At 38.3% G+C, this 18341-nt stretch carries 13 protein-coding genes; 9 read left to right on the forward strand and 4 right to left on the reverse strand.

Translation table 11 applies throughout. The features are described from left to right. Positions 1–179 precede the first annotated feature (179 nt). Complete coding sequence (tcuA, locus tag NYE63_RS11750) at positions 180–1691, forward strand: FAD-dependent tricarballylate dehydrogenase TcuA (protein ID WP_342605252.1); 1512 nt, start codon at positions 180–182, stop codon at positions 1689–1691. 593 nt (positions 1692–2284) lie between these two features. Here tcuA and NYE63_RS11755 read toward each other — a convergent pair. Together NYE63_RS11755 and NYE63_RS11760 are read right to left on the reverse strand one after the other, a co-directional pair. Further along, a complete protein-coding gene (locus NYE63_RS11755) occupies positions 2285–2431 on the reverse strand; it encodes a hypothetical protein (RefSeq protein WP_169803979.1) in 147 nt (48 codons plus the stop codon). A 58-nt stretch (positions 2432–2489) separates the two neighbouring features. Next, on the reverse strand, positions 2490–3617 hold the full coding sequence (locus NYE63_RS11760; protein WP_342605253.1) for a PrpF domain-containing protein: 1128 nt from the start codon (positions 3615–3617) through the stop codon (positions 2490–2492). A 148-nt stretch (positions 3618–3765) separates the two neighbouring features. Between NYE63_RS11760 and NYE63_RS11765 the strand changes: the two genes are divergently transcribed. Next, the gene (locus NYE63_RS11765; protein ID WP_034313052.1) at positions 3766–4629 is read left to right on the forward strand and encodes a LysR family transcriptional regulator; all 864 of its coding nucleotides are present in this window, start codon (positions 3766–3768) and stop codon (positions 4627–4629) included. Positions 4630–4879: 250 nt separating this feature from the next. Continuing rightward, positions 4880–6190: a citrate:proton symporter gene (locus NYE63_RS11770; RefSeq protein ID WP_342605739.1), complete on the forward strand. Its 1311-nt coding sequence runs from the start codon at positions 4880–4882 to the stop codon at positions 6188–6190. Between the two features lie 94 nt (positions 6191–6284). Here the strand turns inward: NYE63_RS11770 and yyaC are convergent, their stop codons facing one another. Further along, positions 6285–6857 (reverse strand): spore protease YyaC, encoded by a 573-nt coding sequence (yyaC, locus tag NYE63_RS11775; RefSeq protein WP_342605254.1) that lies wholly within the window; start codon positions 6855–6857, stop codon positions 6285–6287. A gap of 587 nt (positions 6858–7444) precedes the next feature. On the opposite strand from yyaC, the gene NYE63_RS11780 reads away from it, so the two are divergent. The 4 genes from NYE63_RS11780 to NYE63_RS11795 all read left to right on the forward strand — a co-directional run bounded on the left by NYE63_RS11780 (position 7445) and on the right by NYE63_RS11795 (position 11603). Beyond that, positions 7445–8890 (forward strand): alkaline phosphatase PhoX, encoded by a 1446-nt coding sequence (locus NYE63_RS11780; RefSeq protein ID WP_342605255.1) that lies wholly within the window; start codon positions 7445–7447, stop codon positions 8888–8890. Positions 8891–8947: 57 nt separating this feature from the next. Continuing rightward, complete coding sequence (gene tatA / locus NYE63_RS11785) at positions 8948–9175, forward strand: twin-arginine translocase TatA/TatE family subunit (RefSeq protein ID WP_342605256.1); 228 nt, start codon at positions 8948–8950, stop codon at positions 9173–9175. A gap of 46 nt (positions 9176–9221) precedes the next feature. Continuing rightward, positions 9222–10235, forward strand: a complete 1014-nt coding sequence (locus tag NYE63_RS11790; RefSeq protein ID WP_342605257.1) for a metallophosphoesterase — start codon at positions 9222–9224, stop codon at positions 10233–10235. 1140 nt (positions 10236–11375) lie between these two features. After that, positions 11376–11603, forward strand: coding sequence for a hypothetical protein (locus NYE63_RS11795; protein ID WP_342605258.1), 228 nt, complete (start codon positions 11376–11378; stop codon positions 11601–11603). 693 nt (positions 11604–12296) lie between these two features. On the opposite strand, the gene NYE63_RS11800 is transcribed toward NYE63_RS11795, so the two are convergent. Then, on the reverse strand, positions 12297–13055 hold the full coding sequence (locus NYE63_RS11800) for a GTP cyclohydrolase II (RefSeq protein ID WP_342605259.1): 759 nt from the start codon (positions 13053–13055) through the stop codon (positions 12297–12299). A gap of 762 nt (positions 13056–13817) precedes the next feature. On the opposite strand from NYE63_RS11800, the gene NYE63_RS11805 reads away from it, so the two are divergent. Both NYE63_RS11805 and rhaA read left to right on the forward strand, forming a co-directional pair. Next, positions 13818–15887 (forward strand): bifunctional aldolase/short-chain dehydrogenase, encoded by a 2070-nt coding sequence (locus NYE63_RS11805; protein ID WP_342605260.1) that lies wholly within the window; start codon positions 13818–13820, stop codon positions 15885–15887. 344 nt (positions 15888–16231) lie between these two features. Beyond that, a complete protein-coding gene (gene rhaA / locus NYE63_RS11810) occupies positions 16232–17485 on the forward strand; it encodes an L-rhamnose isomerase (RefSeq protein ID WP_342605261.1) in 1254 nt (417 codons plus the stop codon). The last annotated feature ends 856 nt before the right edge of the window (positions 17486–18341 follow it).

Raw genomic sequence — 18341 nt, forward strand, 5'->3', positions numbered from 1 at the left:
TAATGAATAAAAGAAATCTATCTTTTTATGTAAATCAATAGACTCACAATAGTTTGCGTTGCCTGCATTTTTTCATAAAATTTTTCTATGGCAATGAATAAAAAAACAATATTATTTTTATTCATTATTTTCACTTAATATTTAAATGAAGAGTTCACTACTTAACAGGAGGGGTAAAAATGTCAAATACACAAAATTATGATGTAGTCGTAGTAGGGGCAGGAAACGCAGCTTTATGTGCCGCAATCTCAGCAAAAGAGGGAGGTGCTAGAGTTCTTGTATTAGAACGAGGACCAGTGGAAAAGCGTGGAGGGAACTCTTTCTTCACGGATGGAGCCATTCGTGTTGCATACAATAATTTAGACGCAATCAGAAATATAATACCTGAATTAACAGTTGAAGAATCCGAGTTAATTGTAATGCCTGAATACTCGGAATCCGATTATTACAATGATCTAATGCGAGTAACAGGTGGACAAAGTAATCCTGAGTTAGCAAAACAGCTGGTTTCTAGTTCGTATGAAACAATTACGTGGATGCGTGATCAGGGAATAAAATTTGAATTGAATTATGAAAATCAATCTTTCGTACAAGATGGCAAGCGCAATTTCTGGGGAGGACTGCCTATCAAAACGGAGGATAAAGGCGTTGGCTTAATGAGACAGCTCTTTGCGCGGACAGAAGAAATCGGCATCGACGTTTGGTACGATTCACGTGCTGTGGAGCTTGTATCAGAGCATAACACAATAACCGGTGTCGTTGTTGAGAAGGATCATACAATGGTAACTGTTCAGACATCCGGTGTGATTTTGGCTTGTGGCGGCTTTGAAGCCAATAAGAAAATGAGAAGTGAAAATATTGGTGAAGAATGGGAAGCGGCTATTGTTCGTGGAACCGAGTTCAACACAGGAGACGGCATTTCCATGGCTATGGCAGTGGGGGCTCAAAAATTTGGGCAGTGGTCTGGATGTCATTCTATTGGGACAGATTATAATGCGCCAAAAGTAGGGGACTTCACAAAGCCGGGAGATATTTTTAAAAAGCATTCTTATCCTTATAGCGTCATGCTTAATAATGAAGGGAAACGGTTTGTTGATGAAGGAGCAGATTTGCGAAATTACACCTATGCCAAATACGGCCGTGAGGTATTAAAACAGCCTGGACATGTGGCATATCAAATTTATGATGTACAGGTACGCCCGATGCTGCGTAAAGAATATGACCTTGAAGAAGCGACTATTTATAAAGCAGATACGCTGGGGGAGTTGGCTAGTTTACTGCCGGTCAATCAAACACAATTTCTTAAAACGATCGAAGAGTATAACAGTGCCGTACAAGATGGCGAGTATAGACCCGCAGAGAAAGATGGCAAAGGAACGAAAGGAATTACCCCTCCTAAATCCAACTGGGCACTTCGAATTGAACAAGGTCCATTCTATGCTTTCCCTGTAACGTGCGGAATCACCTTCTCGTTCGGTGGTTTGCATGTAGATACAACGGGTCATGTGTTAGACAAAGAAGAACAACCGATAAAAGGTCTCTTTGCGGCTGGTGAAATGATTGGGGGGATTTTTTATGAAAACTATCCTGGTGGATCCGGGTTAATGTCTGGAGCAGTCTTTGGAAAATTAGCAGGTTCATCCGCAGCCCGCTATACTCAAGAAAAGGTTGAAACGATCAATAATCACTGAGTCTTTTCCATGAATGGTTTATTAGATAAGAATGTGTTCAAAAAATAATAGAGCTACGTGTAGTAGAAGAATGAAAAATAGCCAAGGCTTAAAAAAGTCCTTGGCTGTTTGGTATTTTAAAATATTAAAAGTCTTTATGCTTTGACTAAAACTCATATCATATAGGTATATAAAAGGTCAAACTTAGTAACAGTTTATCTATTGGAGTTTTTTCAGGTGGAGTGATTGTATAGCTTTAAGCGTCCTGATGGCCAGACAATAAGATTCTTCATCCTAGCTTTTCGAGTTCAGCACCAGCTTGAATGGATCAGATGGGCATTAACGTGCATGAAGCCAGTTCTAACTTATCAAGATTTACCAGTTATATTGCTGTTTATCACTCCGATGCTAAAATTCAGCATGAAAAAGGGTAGTGGATTTGTTTATTGGATAGTAACCATAAAAATTTGATTTCAGTATCTGTACCCTAATTTGTATAGGGGTTTTAGCTTATCTGGGGAAATTTACTTCTATTCTCAATCTAGTTTATTATTAAATTTGAAGACATGTTTTAGGTGAAATACATTAGAGTCTGGGCTCTTTTGAAGTCTCACTTATACAAAACAAGGATCATTGAAGTAAACAATTTCTGAAAGGATTTTAGTGCCTTTCATATTTTTGAATAGTTCTTTCGCTTCTTTTTCTGTGTCAAATTCAAATATTTTAATATTTTCTTTTAAAAAGACAGTGATGACCCACATTTGACAAGCCTCCAAGTGATAGAAAATTTTTTTGCTGTAATTTGCAGATCAATTCAAATCAAGCTAATTGATAGGAAAGCTCATAATATTTTTTCGTGTACACGTATCCCTCCAAAATGATTCTTGCTGTGCGTACCACTTTAATAGCGCGTATGTGTCCTGCCAATAAATCAACCTTTGTTTCCATTATCCCGGCCGGATGGGCTAATCGAAAAATTTCGTGTTTAATATTTACCATCTCAGATAAAACCGTTTCCTGTAAGTAAGCCCCTGCTGTTGCACAGATGGCTCCTGTAATAGCAAGCGCTTGATGGGGCTTTTGCATGGACATCATTCGGATCATCAAATCCATCTCTGACGCTTTTCTTTCCGATCCGTTTAGATCGACGTAATCCATAGGAGGAGCAATTAGGGTCATTTTAGGTACAGCAGGAGAATTGACAGTAGCTGTTTTCTTATCGGAAAATTGACACATTTCAGCTGCAATTGACCGGATTTCTTCCAGTTCATTTAATTTTTCCTGTGAATAATCAGTGGGCAATTCGCTTCCGCTTAGACCAATATCCTGTGCCCTTACAAAAACGAGTGGATTGGCAACATCAATAATTGAAACTTGAATTAGTCGATCCTTGGTTTTAATCATGTCAATCGGATTTCCTGTAGGGAAAAGTTTTCCTGTAACTGCTCCTTCTGCACGAGTAAAAGAAAGATAGATAGGTGATCCTTTACCAGGCACCCCAGGAATTGAGCAGCATCCTTCTGATTTTACTTGTCCATTTTCAACCTCTACTTCTGCAATAATCAATTTTTGTGTATTCACGTTAAAAATTTTCACCGTTGTAACAGGTTCTTTTGCAGGGACTAATCCTTGCTCAATTGCGTAAGGTCCTACAGCAGATGAAATATTTCCACAATTTCCTTTAAAATCAACCATTTGATTATCGATGCTAATCTGAGCAAATGTATATTCCACATCGAATTCTGGTGAATCTGATTTTTTGATAATCGCTGCTTTACTTGTCAATGAATTCGCTCCTCCAAGACCATCAATCTGTCTCCGGTCCGGACTGCCCATCACGTCAAGTAAGAAACCTTCCCAGTGTAAGGGATTCGAAGGCATATGTTCATAGTTAAGGAACACACCTTTACTTGTCCCGCCACGCATTACAACTACAGGTACTTTCATTGTATAACCACCTTTTCTCAACCAATATTTATAGCACTACCGGTTCCTTTGAAAATATAGTATGATAAGTTTGTTCATAAGTAAAATACATATTTTTTTAATAAAAATGATAAAAAAACTTATAATCCGAAAAGTGGGAGATGGTTAAGTGGACGAAAAAGATTGGATTGCGATAAGGGTACTTTATGAAGAAAAAAACATTAGCCGTGCCGCAGAGCGTTTATATATATCGCAGCCGGCGTTAACGTACCGGCTTAAAAATTTAGAAAAAGAATTTAGCACGAACTTATTTTTCAAAATAAAAGGAGGCATTGAGTTCACTTCAGAAGGGATACATTTAGCGGGCTATGCGGAAGAAATGGTGAAAAAGTTGCAAAAAACGAAAGATTATATGCTGAATATGAAAAATGAGGTAAGAGGAACGTTAAGGCTTGGCGTTTCCAGCAACTTTGCCCAATATAAACTACCAGAAATATTGAAAAAGTTTTCAACACAATATCCTCATGTACAATTTAATGTGAATACAGGCTGGAGTACTGAAATCATGCATCTTCTGGATTCCTCTAGTGTTCAATTAGGCATTCTGCGTGGAAATTATGAATGGTATGGAATCAAATCGCTACTGCATAAAGAAAGACTTTGTTTAATTTCTAAGAAAGAGGTAGACTTGGATAATTTGCCAGAACTCCCATTCATAAATTATAAAACCGACAGTTCTTTAAAAAACTTAATAAATGGCTGGTGGCATGATAGATTCCCGGAGCCACCATTTGTAACTATGGAAACAGATCGGCAGGAGACGTGCAAAGAGATGGTCAAAAATGATCTTGGTGTTTCTATTCTGCCAGAAATATGCCTGCAGCCTTCAGATAATTTGCATACATACGGGTTATCCTACAAAAATGGGAAGCCGGTGTTAAGAAATACATGGTTAATGTATAACCAGGATTCATTAAAACTCTCTACTGTGAAAAACTTTATTGATTTCTTGAATAAAAATTCCAATCTTTAACGAAAAACACAATGAAATTATTGACAATTTCATTGTGCTTTTTTGATTTCTTAATTTAATATAAAATGGATTATAAGTTTTTTTTTCGAAAAAGTACAAAAAATATGTATTTCACTTATTTAATGATATGAACTATTCTAAAAATAGAAAACAAAGCAACAGAGAAACAGAAAATAATATGTTATATTTTTTGACTATTCAAACATTTTATCTGATTTGTAAGCGGTTTCTTTAATAGGAGGGGATTCATATTCTAACGTTACTTGGAACTTCAATGGTCGTTGTCTTTACTTATTTAATTATGTCTAAACGGTTATCACCTGTTACTTCTCTTGTAGTCATTCCAATTATCTTTGCATTAATTGGGGGATTTGGTCCAGAGCTCGGAGATATGATGCTCGATGGAATAAAGGTTGTCGCACCTTCAGCCGCTTTGCTATTGTTCGCTATTTTGTTTTTCGGAGTTCTGATTGACGCTGGATTATTTGATCCACTTATTAAAACTATGTTGAAAATCGTAAAAGGGGATCCGGTTAAAATAGCGATAGGAACAGCAGTAATCGCAATGACCGTTGCCTTAGATGGTGATGGTACCACGACTCATATGATTACGATTTCCGCTATGCTGCCTCTTTACTTACGACTTGGTATGAATCCACTTATTCTTGCCACTATTTCTATGCTGGCTGTCAGTATTATGAGTGGTATGACTCCTTGGGGAGGACCTGCAACTAGAGCAATAGCCTCTTTAGGTCTGGATGCAAATGAATTTTTTGTCCCGATTATCCCAACACTATTCTCGGGAATAGCAGCTATTCTTTTTACCGCTTATATACTTGGTAAAAAAGAGCGCAAAAGGCTTGGCGTTGTTTATATCAAATCTGCACCTGAAATGAAAGGGGCTCTTGCTGAAGCAGCGGTAGCTTCCGCCATACAAGACGATTTAAAGCGCCCTAAATTAATATGGGTCAATCTTTTGTTGACGCTCACAGTCATGGTCGTTCTTATAATGGGCTTAGTACCGGTACCGGTGTTATTTCTAATCGGGTTTGTGCTTGCTTCGATCATTAATTACCCTAATTTAGAACAGCAAAAAGAGCGAATCGTGTCACATGCAGGAAACGCTATAACCGTTGTCACATTAGTATTTGCGGCTGGTATTTTCACAGGGATCTTTTCCGGAACGAAAATGGTAGACGCCATTGCAAATTCATTAGTGGCCATCATTCCGGATTCTTTAGGCTCTTTTTTACCGATGGTCGTTGCGTTCACAAGTATGCCATTTACGTTCGTTTTATCCAATGATGCTTACTACTTTGGTGTTCTGCCAATTCTTGCCGAAGCAGGAGAAGCTTATGGGGTGAGTCCTTTAGAAATTGCCAGAGCTTCCGTACTGGGCCAGCCTGTACATTTCTTAAGTCCACTCGTGGCCTCGACTCTTTTACTGGTAGGGATGGTAAAGACAGATATCGGGGAACTACAGCGGTATGCATTAAAATGGGCTCTAATTTGTTCATTAGTCCTAATCATTGTTGCTATCTTAACAGGGGCTATTATTTAAGTATAACGTTATCTAATAAATTCTTCGAACTTAAACAAATTAGGGCTGTGCCAAAACCAATTATTATTAGTGGTTTTTGGGACAGCCCATTCTTTTAATAAGGTCTAGAAGTCTCGCCGGTCGCTTGAGTAATGATTTTTACGATTTTATTCGCCAGGTTCATAACCGTGTATAGACGAGTATCATTTAAAAATTGCATCGTTGGCAGCGGATCTATATAATTTACCATTCCTATAATATGATAGTCTCCCACTTCAGGTAATACTTTTTTTAAAGCTTTCCCTGGGACAAGAGGTCCATTCTTCAAGAAAACATAACCGACCTGGTTTTGATCCCCTAAACAAGCATCCACACTAAAAATAAGAGGCTTTTTGAATTGTTTTTTAATTTCTTTCAACGTCTCTTTTAAATTAAATGCATGAACGGGATTTTCCAAGGTACCGTAAACACTATAAGGCACCGTATGTTCTTTAAGCATCGTCCCGACTAAAGGGCCCAATGAATCCCCAACCGATCGGTCTGAACCAATGCACAGAAAGATTACATCTTCATTTTGACATCCTGAAGAATGAATAATATCTTTGACTTTTAATGCTAAACTCTTTATTTCTTCGCCTTTTGGTTCCACAGAACAAATCTGCTCCCTCTTTTTGTAAATTAGACTCATTTTGATTCCCCTTTATTCTATTATACGAATTAAAAAGATATCATGCATGTAAATATGAGCATATGCTTAAGACTGATGGATATTTTTAAATTATTAGTATTTAACACTCTGAAAAATGGCAGTAATTCAAAAAATGCCCTTTAATTTATTTGGCGAGGAAGTGGGAGTAGGTTTACAACTAGAATATTTCTAGATCAATTATATAGCATGGCTTTAACCGTTTCCTCTTTCAAAAAATTCATTAGATTTGGGTAATAATCGGGTTACCTAGTTTGTAATAGTGTTAATCTCTTATATTTACATACTATTAATAAGATTTAATATTCTGCATCGGACTTTTTATGACAAAATCCTTAGTTTTTTCTCCACTTTAGACTAATACCATCAATTTTCACCCTTTTCATGTTACTAATATGGTTATAACCTCCACTTTTTTCGATAAACCGTGACTTTTGGTTTATTTTTCATGCGAAGGAATAAAATCACATGGGATTAACAGAGCATTTAAAAAAGTCTGTTAATTTTGAGGGTAGGGTTTGCTATAAGGAATATAGCATCCCTCAAAAAGATTTTTGGAGGTAATGTTGATGATATCTAGCAATAGGGGTTTAAACAGACGTAATTTCTTAAAAGTTGGCGGAATGAGTACTTTAGCATTAACACTTGGTTCAACGGGGTTATTTTCTCTTGCGGGAACTACAAAAGGATTTGCAGCGAAATCCAGCAATCCAACAAGCGGATTTGGTGGATATGGTCCACTAGTAAAGGATCCAAATGGAGTTCTTGATTTACCAAGGGGATTTCATTACAAAATGCTTTCACGAACTGGTGATATCATGCCTAATGGTGACCTTGTCCCTTCTGCTCACGATGGAATGGCTGCCTATAAAGGAGAGAAGGGTACTACCATTCTTGTAAGAAACCATGAAAATGGGACAAATTCAGATTACCCTGTAAACGGAAAAAAACCTTGGAGTGCTGGTGCTGCTGGCGGCACAACCACGTTAATCGTTGGACAAAATAACAAGGTCATTGATCAGTATGTATCAAGTTCAGGTACAATCCGTAACTGTGCGGGTGGAGCTACAACTTGGGGCACTTGGTTAACAATGGAAGAAACTCGTGATATGGGACATGGCTTTGTATTTGAAGTAAATCCGCTTGATCCTGAAAACGAAATGTCAAGATCACCGATCCGTGATATGGGTTATTTCTCACATGAAGCTGGGCATGTTGACCCTTCAACAGGAATTTGGTATTTAACCGAAGACGCAAGTCCAAGCTTCTTGTACCGTTTTACACCACATGACCGAAGTCAAAAGCTAGGTTCTCTGCAAAAGGGCGGTATTCTTGAAGCAGCAGCGATTGATGAATTACCAGCTGCAGCTGCAAGTCAATTTAGTACTAGACAAAAATTCGGGATTGTTTGGAAAAAATTAAATCCTGAAATCGCACAGCAAGATGCTAAGGATAAAGGCTGTATTCAGTTTAGCCGCTTAGAAGGGGCTTATTTTTCTGAAGGTACTTTATGGTTTGATGATACAAGTGCAGGTTCAGCACGCCTTGGCCGTGTTTATCGCTACACGCCAGCGACAAACACCTTAGAACTATTCTATGAGTCTACTGAAAAAAATGATTTAGAGGCACCAGATAACATTACAATCACTCCTTGGGGAGATCTTTGGATCGCCGAAGATGGTGGCGGTAATGACCGTATTGTCGGATTAACTCCTGAAGGAAATATTTATACTTTCGCTGAAAATATGATGAACGGTTCTGAATTTGCTGGCCCTACATTTTCTCCAGATGGAAATACTTTCTTTGTAAATATGCAAACACCAGGTATCACCTTTGCGATTTGGGGACCATTTGCACGCAGAAGTTCTACCCGTAGACGAGCTATGAACCAGGCTCTACCGCCATCAAGTCTTGCTCCTGATGTTTCGGATAAACTTACTGCATTCGCAGAAGAACAAGGCATGTCTATATTAGAAGCAGCAGCTTTAGAGCGTCATGGTATGCCAATTTTATAAGTAATGATCGTATTTTTTGAGTACTAACAAACCATCTTGGTATAGGAGGTGAGACGTTTGTTATCTAGTATCGGCATCCCTGGCCTAATTCTCATTCTAGTCATTGCGTTAATCATTTTTGGTCCTTCAAAATTACCTGAAATCGGAAGGGCTTTTGGGAACACTTTAAAAGAATTTAAAAAAGCAACAAATGATTTGATCAGCAATGACAAAGAAGAAAAAACTAACTCTGAAGACAAAAATAAACTAGTGGCTCTTGAGAAATCCGAGAAGACTGGAAACTAAATAACTTGTTTTACAATTTAATAGAGTAATTGCTTGGAGGAATTATATGAAAAAAATAGGAAAGATTTTTTTGACGGGCTGCTTTTCGTTGGCGATGGCTGCCACTTTTGTCGCAATGCCCGTTACGGCAGATGCGGAGGAAAAGCTCAAGGAGGGAGAGAAGTTTAAACTCACCATTCTCCAGACGAATGACTTTCATGGTCATTTGGATGACATCGTCACGCTGGATGATGGAACCGTTCATCACAATTCTATTGCGAAGTATGCCACCATCATTGAAAATGTGCGCAATGAAGAGGAGAATGTGCTTCTCGTCGATGGCGGGGATGTCTTCCTGCGCGGCGAGTTTCAGGCGGGTCAAGGAGAGTTGGAGACGTCTCTTTTGAAAGCTTTGGACTATGATGCGATGGCTCTAGGAAACAACGACTTCCGCGTTTACCCTGCCGGGGAGGGCACACCTGACAGCCGTTATGAACAGTTAAAGGAATACCACCGCAACGTGAATTTCCCCATCCTTACTGGTAATGTCATTTACAGGGAAACAGGAAAGTACATACAGAATGTCAAACCATGGAAGGTCTTTACTTTCACTGGCGTTAAAGTCGGCATGATTGGCCTTACTTCGATGAAGCCGGAAATTCGCGGTTGGGATGATGTTGCAGACCTCGATTTCATCGAACCGGTTGAAGCGTTGAATACGCTGCTTCCTGAAGTGAGTGAAAAGTCAGACGTTAACATCGCCCTTTCGCATGCCGGAAATCCTGAAGACCATAAGCTGGCCCAGGTTCCCGGAGTTTCGGCAGTAATCGGCGCAGATACACACAAGGTCATCGAAACTCCCGAATACGAATTAAACGGAGAGGTGATGGTGCCAATTACTCAAGCCGGCGGAGAACAAGAACATTATTTGGGCCGACTGGATTTGATTTTTGAAGTCGTTGACGCCAAAATGACTTTGGTCGAATCCAATGGATTCCTCTACGACGTCACAAATGTTCCGGCTGATCCGGAGATACAAGCGATTATAGACGATTATCGTGCAGAGTTGAAAGCGCAATAATCCAACTGAAGTCTTCATAATGCTATAAGGTATGGACAAAGCGAGGTTATTCGCTTTGTCGTTTTTTATTAATGATAAAGTAAGAATGAAAGGGGGGGGTCCAGAAAGTCGGTGAAAACTAACTGACTGGAGGCCTTTTTATTTTTGCTCATTTCCCGCCATTTCCACTGACGAGTTTAGTGTAGGTATTATCTGTTTAGTATAGCTTAATTCCACTATTTAATTTGCTAAAAAGGATCGTTAGGAAACTAAGCATTTGTTATGCCATTGAGATTGCGAATAATTTTACTTAAATTACCATAAAAACAAACGTCTGTAACTGATAAAAAAGACAATACCAACTAAGACCAATCCCATTCCCATTCCCATTCCTTAAAAAATGGAACCAATAAAAATATCCTTAGCTAATGAATCAATAGGCTTTTTTTTCGATTTGTGCAGCCTTTTTTAATTGCAGAAAATCGATTGAAAGAGTACTAATGAGTTCATTCACCAAGTTTCCTTCATATAGATATAACCTGATTTTAAACAATTCTTTGATATCCATAAAAAACCAATTATATTTTGCCCACGGATGGTTATTATAAATAAAGAAGAAGGGGCTAGTCATTACGTATGATTCACATCATATAGAAAATGAGGTGTCGGTTAAAGACGTTTAACTTAACTACTGGAAGCTTCATTAAAAAATCGATTCGAGCAAGGAGATGGTTCTCTTGCACGTAAAAGCAGAAAACTCATTCAATAATTGTCATTTATGCTTTGAAAGTAGATAATACTTTTAAGATATAGGGGATGGTTGCTTTGGATGGTACACTCTAGTCAGATACCAGTATTTACTCTAATGTAGATGAGGTGTTTATCGCAGAGAATTTATGCTGATTCGAAATGAAGCAAACCCCTTTTTCAGGCAGGGTGCAACTTTCCGTTGCATCCTGTTTTCATGTATTTTCTTGTTTTCACTAGCGTTAGCCATTTTATTTATATTCTCTTTACTCGTATGTTTTTTCATTTTACAGTAACCTGTGATGTTATAAATAAAAGAACTTAATAAGGAAAAGCATATGGGTAACAAGATGATAAAAAAATAATACACTATTATGGGAAAGACATAAATCAAACAAGAAGGATGGGATCCTGATGGTTGATGAAAATAAACAAAAAAACATACGGGAACAATTTAAAAAGCAAGTTATGAATAATCTGAAGAGGGAAGCTGTCAAAAATATCATAGCAGGAATGGGAGACCTAGCAAGATTAGATGCTAAAGTCAATAATACTTACACTGTATACATCAAGAATGGAAGGGTGATAAAGCAACCTACAAATGGGAAGTGTGTTGTCATTAATGGAAAAATCCAAGATTAACTGAGAAGGGTTGGAAAAACATAAAGGATTTTTTTTGTGATTTAACTCCAGCTGCTCTTCTATTAAAAGATTTCTACAATCCAATTTTTAATTAAGAAATGATGACAAGAAATTGCTGCGATTTGCCAGGACTGCCACAATTGTTATAGGGTTGATTCCCATTCCATTTGCGATCCAGATATACTAAGCATGGTCTTCTTTGCTATGGCATTAAGTATCACTCTAGCCGTCATTATTGTTTTGATGATTTATATCCGCGTTTTAGCAGTGGCCGAGGAGCAGTAATGGGAATGCTCTTTGCAGTAGTTACAGTTTTGCAAAACGAATCGAGCAGCATAAGCAGATAAGGAAGGTAAGGTCATCATATGATATAGAAAGAGGGGGATATTCCCTCTTTTTTTAATTCATCAAAATCATGAATGACATTGTGAGGAACTCGGTATTGGATATGTCTTTATGGAATAAATCCCTTTTTCAACAACTAGTTTGGTCGAATCGAAAAACTTTTCTTGCTTTTTATCAAAAAATCTTTTAATAACACATCTGATTTCCATGACAAATGATTTTGTAAATGATATTTACAGGATAACACATACAACGATTCTTTTGGTTCCCCCGATTATTTCAACAATTCGGAAACATTCGAATAAACCTATTCAGGGGTATAAAAAATTTCATATAAAAACAAATCAGTCATTCATTTTTAATATCTTTTAAATGACCGGAACGTACCACTTTAGTTTTTAAATATTTTTCATTAAACTCTGAAATATCTCCCCATAACGGAACTCTGCCTGCAACATTGGCACCTGAGTTTTGAAGGGCTTCTAATTTTTTCGGATTGTTGGTGATAAGGGTCACTGGATTAGAGCGCAGGTTTTTTAACACTCGAATGGCGTCATCATAGTTACGTGCATCATCCACAAATCCAAGCTCCAAATTCGCTTCCACCGTATCTAACCCTTTTTCTTGCAGTACATAAGCCATGGCTTTACTAAATAATCCGATGCCTCTTCCTTCGTGATTCGCTAAATAAAATAAAGCACCGGTTCCTTGAGTGGCAATCATTTTCATAGCCTGCTTTAATTGAAAGCCACAATCACAGCGTTTGCTGCCAAATATATCGCCAGTATGACAAATACTATGCATCCGGATAAGGGCATCGGGGGAACCATGAAAATCTCCATACAGTAACACACTCGATTGCTGCATTTCCGCTAAGTTGGAAGAGGCTAAAGTTTCAATGATCTTTTCTATATTATAAGTGCCGTCACCACAAAAATGACCTGCCATATTCTCACATCGTAACCAGCAATACCATTGGAATATAATTGTTTCGCCCTCTAAGTTAACGGGTAATTTGATGGGGCCGACTAAATAAATGGATGTTTCATCACTTTTAATAACGTTAATTTTATCTTCTAATATCAAAGCCACTTTTTCATTAATCATTTACTTCCTCCTGATGCTTCAAAATATTTAGTTTACTGTTTGTCAAAATATTATTTTGGACTATTTATACTTTATAGTTCTGTTCATATTGTACCCAATCACTCTTTTGTGAATCTTTTGTTTTAAAAGAAAAAAGCTCCAAATATAACTAAAGCGAGAGAAAAGAGTAAAAGGATATCCCCTACATTGGAGTTAAAACCGCTCTTGTCAACTTGAACAATAACTCATACAACCTCAATAATACAGAGCTGTAGATTGTACCCTCAGCTCCGACTTTTAAGATGGAATTCCCCACTAAAAACACTGTATCTCTCAAATTCAGCAAAAAAGGATTTCCCTAATGTAGAGGCATTATTGCATCGATGGTATTCGGTTTAAAAGATATTTGTCTTCAGCTGCCTGTTTACCCCGGAAAATGATGTTTTTGCTTTCCGAGGGAAATATCCTGGGAAGTCTTTGGGAAGTTCATCGGTCAGTCTTCTACTAAGATGGAAAGGACATGGTCTTTTCAATCATGGTCATTTGTTGTACTTACGTTTATTTTACAAATTTCATCTAAGTAAAATCGTGATTTTTAAATTGATTATAACCTTGCAGAATGAGTTTGATTGTCGAAAATGGCGGATACAGCCTTGGTCTTTCACGCTCAACCACTTTCATTATTTTCGGAAAATTGGTAAGAATTAAAAAAATCTTCAAAAGAAAACAAATGTGTTATACAATGAAACAAACATAAATAAAAATAAACGGAGGTAAAACAAAATGGTTGAAAGTTTATGGACTGAAAAAGAGGCGTCAAAAGTAACATCTGGAGTAGAAGAACTGGTATATCGGTCTAATTTAGTCGGTACAGATCGAGCCGTCTGCAACTGGGGTGGAGGTAATACATCCATGAAAACAATGGTAAAGGATTTCCGCGGCCGTGAAATTGAAGTCATGTGGGTAAAAGGAAGCGGTTCCGACCTTGCGACAATGAAAGCGGGCAATTTCACAGGTTTGAATCTAGCGGATATTCACCCGTTATTCGACCGTGATGAAATGCCTGATGCGGATATGGTTGAATATTTGTCACACTGCATGATCGACAGTAAGCATCCACGTATGTCGATTGAAACTTTACTTCATGCCTTCCTTCCCTTTAAACATGTTGACCATACACATCCGGACGCAATTATTAGTCTTTGCTGTGCAGACAATGGAAAAGAAGTCGCCAATGAAATTTTCGGTGATCGTTTTGTCTGGGTACCATATGAGCGCCCTGGTTTCACTTTGTCTAAAATGATCTCAGAAGGTGTTAAAAATAACCCGCAAGCAGAGCTTGTTTTAATGGAAAAACATGGGTTGGTTACTTGGGGTGAAACATCGAAAGAGGCCTATGAAAAAACAATTTCGATCATTACGGAAGCAGAAGAGTTTATTAACAGCCGCCAGCATGAAGAGGATGCATTTGGTGGACAGGCATTTGACTCTTTATCTAAAGAAGAGCGCAAAAAAGTACTTGCTTCGGTTATGCCGGTTATCCGCGGTGCTGTGGGCGAGGAGAAAAAAATGCTTTTAACTTTTGACGATGCTGATGATGTCCTGCAATTTTTGAATAGCAAAAATGCGGCAACCTTATCACAAGTCGGTGCCGCTTGCCCGGATCACCTAGTACATACCAAAATGAAGCCGCTTTACATTAACTGGGATCCTCAAAATGAACGGACAGAATCCTTGGTTGAAAAAGTTAAAACGGGTATTCAACAATATAAGGAAGAATATAAGCAATACTTCGAGCGCAATAAAAACGAAGGCGATGTGATGTTTGAGGCGGCACCCAGAGTTATTTTGATTCCAGGTGTCGGAATGGTCAACACAGGCAGAAACGTAGCCATGGCAAACGTGAGCGGAGGACTTTATCATCGTGCGATTGCGGTTATGAAAGGGGCAACAGCACTTGGCGAGTTCGTATCTCTCAGTGAAAATGAGTCATATAACGTTGAATACTGGCCACTCGAGCTTTATAAATTGTCTCTTTCCCCGGCGGAAGCGGAGTTCTCACGCAAAGTAGCCTTCATTACAGGCGGTGCGGGCGGTATTGGAAGCGCAACTGCACGGCGTTTAGTTTCTGAAGGTGCCCATGTAGTTCTAGCTGATTTAAATATTGAAGGTGCAGAAAAAGTTGCGGATGAAATCAATAAAGAATACAGGGAAAAACGCGCTGCAGCTTTTCAAATGGATGTCACCAGTGAAGAACAGGTACAGACTGCCTTTGAGAAATCAGCTCTTACATTTGGCGGAATTGATATTATCGTCAACAATGCTGGCCTTGCGACATCCAGCCCGTTTGATGAAACAACCTTAAAAGAATGGAACCTAAACATGAATGTACTGGGGACAGGCTATTTCCTTGTAGCGCGTGAAGCTTTTAAGCAAATGAAACGGCAGGGTACAGGAGGCAATATGGTATTTGTCGGATCGAAAAACTCTGTTTACGCTGGAAAAAATGCTTCTGCTTACAGTTCAGTCAAAGCACTTGAAACACATCTTGCACGTTGTATTGCTGTGGAAGGCGGGGAGTTCGGAATCCGTGTTAACTCTGTTTTGCCAGATGCCGTATTACAGGGCTCTTCCATTTGGGGATCGGGTTGGCGTCAAGAGCGTGCCGCTGCATACGGAATAGAGCCAGACCAGCTTGAAGATCACTACAAAAAACGCACGACATTGCTGGTGAATATATTCCCGGAGGACATTGCTGAGTCCATAGCGTTTTTCGCTTCATCAAAAGCAGACAAAACAACGGGTTGCATGGTCACTGTAGACGGCGGTGTACCTGGAGCTTTTAATCGCTGAATAGGTTTTGCCTGTTTTCCATCATGCTTGAAGGATATTGTTGTTTTAAGTGGAGAGTTTGTCATTAGTGAAATCAATCTATCCAAAAATGAAAGAAATATAACGCCTGCGTAGGGATTTATTGTGAAAGACTGAATCCGTTCCCATCGATCGTTTGTTTGCAAAAAGAAATCTGAAACTTGCACCAGGATTAAATCATTAGCGGAAGAAAACAGAGTTGTTCGATCTGATGGTAAAAGATTAAGTTTGTCCTGCACATCGTGATAAATTAAGAATATATGATTAGGAAAAGTAGTAGGAATCGTGGAGTGATCAATTCAATCCGTTAAAAAGGATGGGACGATATGACAATTAAAGAACAGTACGAAGCAGCGAAACAAGCGTATGCGAATTGGGGAATTGATGTTGATACAGCACTCGAAACACTGAAAAAAGTGGCCATTTCGATTCATTGCTGGCAGGGTGATGATATTGGTGGATTTGAAGTGAACAAAAGTGCATTATCGGGCGGTATTGATGTAACGGGAAATTATCCAGGAAAAGCCACTACGCCGGAAGAGCTACGCATGGATCTTGAAAAAGCGCTATCTCTTATTCCGGGGAAACATCGGGTCAATTTGCATTCCATTTATGCGGAAACAAATGGAGAAGCAGTCGAACGCGATCAGATTGAGCCAAAGCACTTCGAAAACTGGTTGAATTGGGCTAAAGAAAACGGTCTTGGTTTGGATTTTAACCCGACACTATTTTCCCATGAAAAAGCAGCAGACGGCTTGACACTTTCTCATCCAAATGAAGAAATACGTGAATTCTGGATTAATCATTGCATCGCCAGCCGAAAAATCGGAGAGTACTTTGGCCGTGAACTAGGCAAGCCCTGCTTAACAAATATATGGATACCTGACGGCTACAAAGATATTCCAAGCGACCGTTTGACACCGAGAAAGAGATTAAAAGAATCCCTTGATCGAATTTATACAGCAGAAGTGGATGAAACATGTAATTGGGATGCAGTGGAAAGTAAAGTATTCGGTATCGGCTCCGAGTCATATGTCGTAGGATCGCATGAATTCTATCTTGGCTACGCACTGAAAAATAATAAGATTTGCTTAGTGGATACAGGTCATTATCATCCGACCGAAACTGTATCGAACAAAATTTCTTCGATGCTATTATACAGTGATAAACTAGCACTTCACGTTTCGCGCCCGGTTCGATGGGACAGTGACCACGTCGTCATTTTAGATGATGAGCTTCGTGAAATTGCGCTTGAAATTGTTCGCAATGATGCATTAAACCAGGTGATCATTGGTCTTGATTTCTTTGATGCCAGTATAAACCGTGTTGCAGCCTGGACGATTGGTACGCGTAATATGATTAAAGCCCTCTTATATGCCTTACTTGTACCGAACGATCATTTGAAAGAGCTGCAAGAAAAAGGGGATTTTACAGAGCGCCTGGCATTAATGGAGGAATTTAAAACCTATCCATTTGGTGCAATTTGGGATTATTACTGTGAGCAAATGAATGTGCCAGTGAAGGAAAGATGGCTGATGCAAGTAAAAGATTATGAACGTGATGTGTTAGCAAAACGTTAAATTAACAGGTTATCCTGAATCGGCAAACCGATGTACGACTAATCCCGCCGAATTAATATGGGGTCTATCGATTTGTCCCGAGTGAATGGTCTGGAATTTCCAAAGTATAACGGAGAGAGGGGAAAAAAGAAAAAAGATTTTTGTTTTACAATAAAATTAAAATAGTTAAAAGAAAAACCTTTAAGAAAGGTAATTTCTTTATAAGATATACCTATAACGATCTATTACACAGGTCTCTCTATGGGTATATTTTTTTTTTGATTGCTTAGAAATGTAAAATCTGGAATGAGATTAAGTACACCATTTTGATTTAATCAGTTAAAAATTAGACTGAGGAATGAGGAAGAGTCATTATGGTAACCATTTTCTAAATGGGGAGGATCTGGATTGAAGGCATCAATCTACAGTTAAAAAATAATAAAAGCACTAGTAAAAAAGGATAAAGAAAATGTAATTACGTAGACTGCTTTCCAATTTTCCAATACAACTAAAATTGAAACATTATGAGCAAGTGAAACTATATGAAAATATTATTTGAATTTTAAAAATATTTGTAAAATTTAAATTGACAAACCTTTCAAAAACAGTAAAAATCAATAATAAAACGAAAAATATGATGGGGCTCAAATGTAGAATAGAGGTATTTTTTATACATATAGAAGAGAAAGAGAAAGGGCCTTCACTCTTGATGCTAAAATACGATTTTTCCAGTTACCATTCCACTTTTCGTGTAGGTTAGTTAGCGGAACATAACATAACAGAGAGGGTCATGGCTGGACAATAAATTATAGGGAAACCTGAAAGTATATAAAGGTTTTCCTATTTTAGTAAAGAATTTGCGCTTCCTGTAAGTTCC

It is taken from the genome of Peribacillus sp. FSL E2-0159, from assembly GCF_038643155.1.
In the GTDB taxonomy this organism is placed as follows: domain Bacteria; phylum Bacillota; class Bacilli; order Bacillales; family DSM-1321; genus Peribacillus; species Peribacillus simplex.

Excerpts from the sequence above, each read along its gene's own strand:
- NYE63_RS11755 (WP_169803979.1), bottom strand. The coding sequence starts at position 2,431 with ATGTGGGTCATCACTGTCTTTTTAAAAGAAAATATTAAAATATTTGAA.
- NYE63_RS11790 (WP_342605257.1), top strand. The coding sequence starts at position 9,222 with ATGAAAAAAATAGGAAAGATTTTTTTGACGGGCTGCTTTTCGTTGGCG.
- NYE63_RS11760 (WP_342605253.1), bottom strand. The coding sequence starts at position 3,617 with ATGAAAGTACCTGTAGTTGTAATGCGTGGCGGGACAAGTAAAGGTGTG.
- yyaC (WP_342605254.1), bottom strand. The coding sequence starts at position 6,857 with ATGAGTCTAATTTACAAAAAGAGGGAGCAGATTTGTTCTGTGGAACCA.
- NYE63_RS11800 (WP_342605259.1), bottom strand. The coding sequence starts at position 13,055 with ATGATTAATGAAAAAGTGGCTTTGATATTAGAAGATAAAATTAACGTT.
- rhaA (WP_342605261.1), top strand. The coding sequence starts at position 16,232 with ATGACAATTAAAGAACAGTACGAAGCAGCGAAACAAGCGTATGCGAAT.
- NYE63_RS11805 (WP_342605260.1), top strand. The coding sequence starts at position 13,818 with ATGGTTGAAAGTTTATGGACTGAAAAAGAGGCGTCAAAAGTAACATCT.
- NYE63_RS11795 (WP_342605258.1), top strand. The coding sequence starts at position 11,376 with ATGGTTGATGAAAATAAACAAAAAAACATACGGGAACAATTTAAAAAG.
- NYE63_RS11780 (WP_342605255.1), top strand. The coding sequence starts at position 7,445 with ATGATATCTAGCAATAGGGGTTTAAACAGACGTAATTTCTTAAAAGTT.
- tcuA (WP_342605252.1), top strand. The coding sequence starts at position 180 with ATGTCAAATACACAAAATTATGATGTAGTCGTAGTAGGGGCAGGAAAC.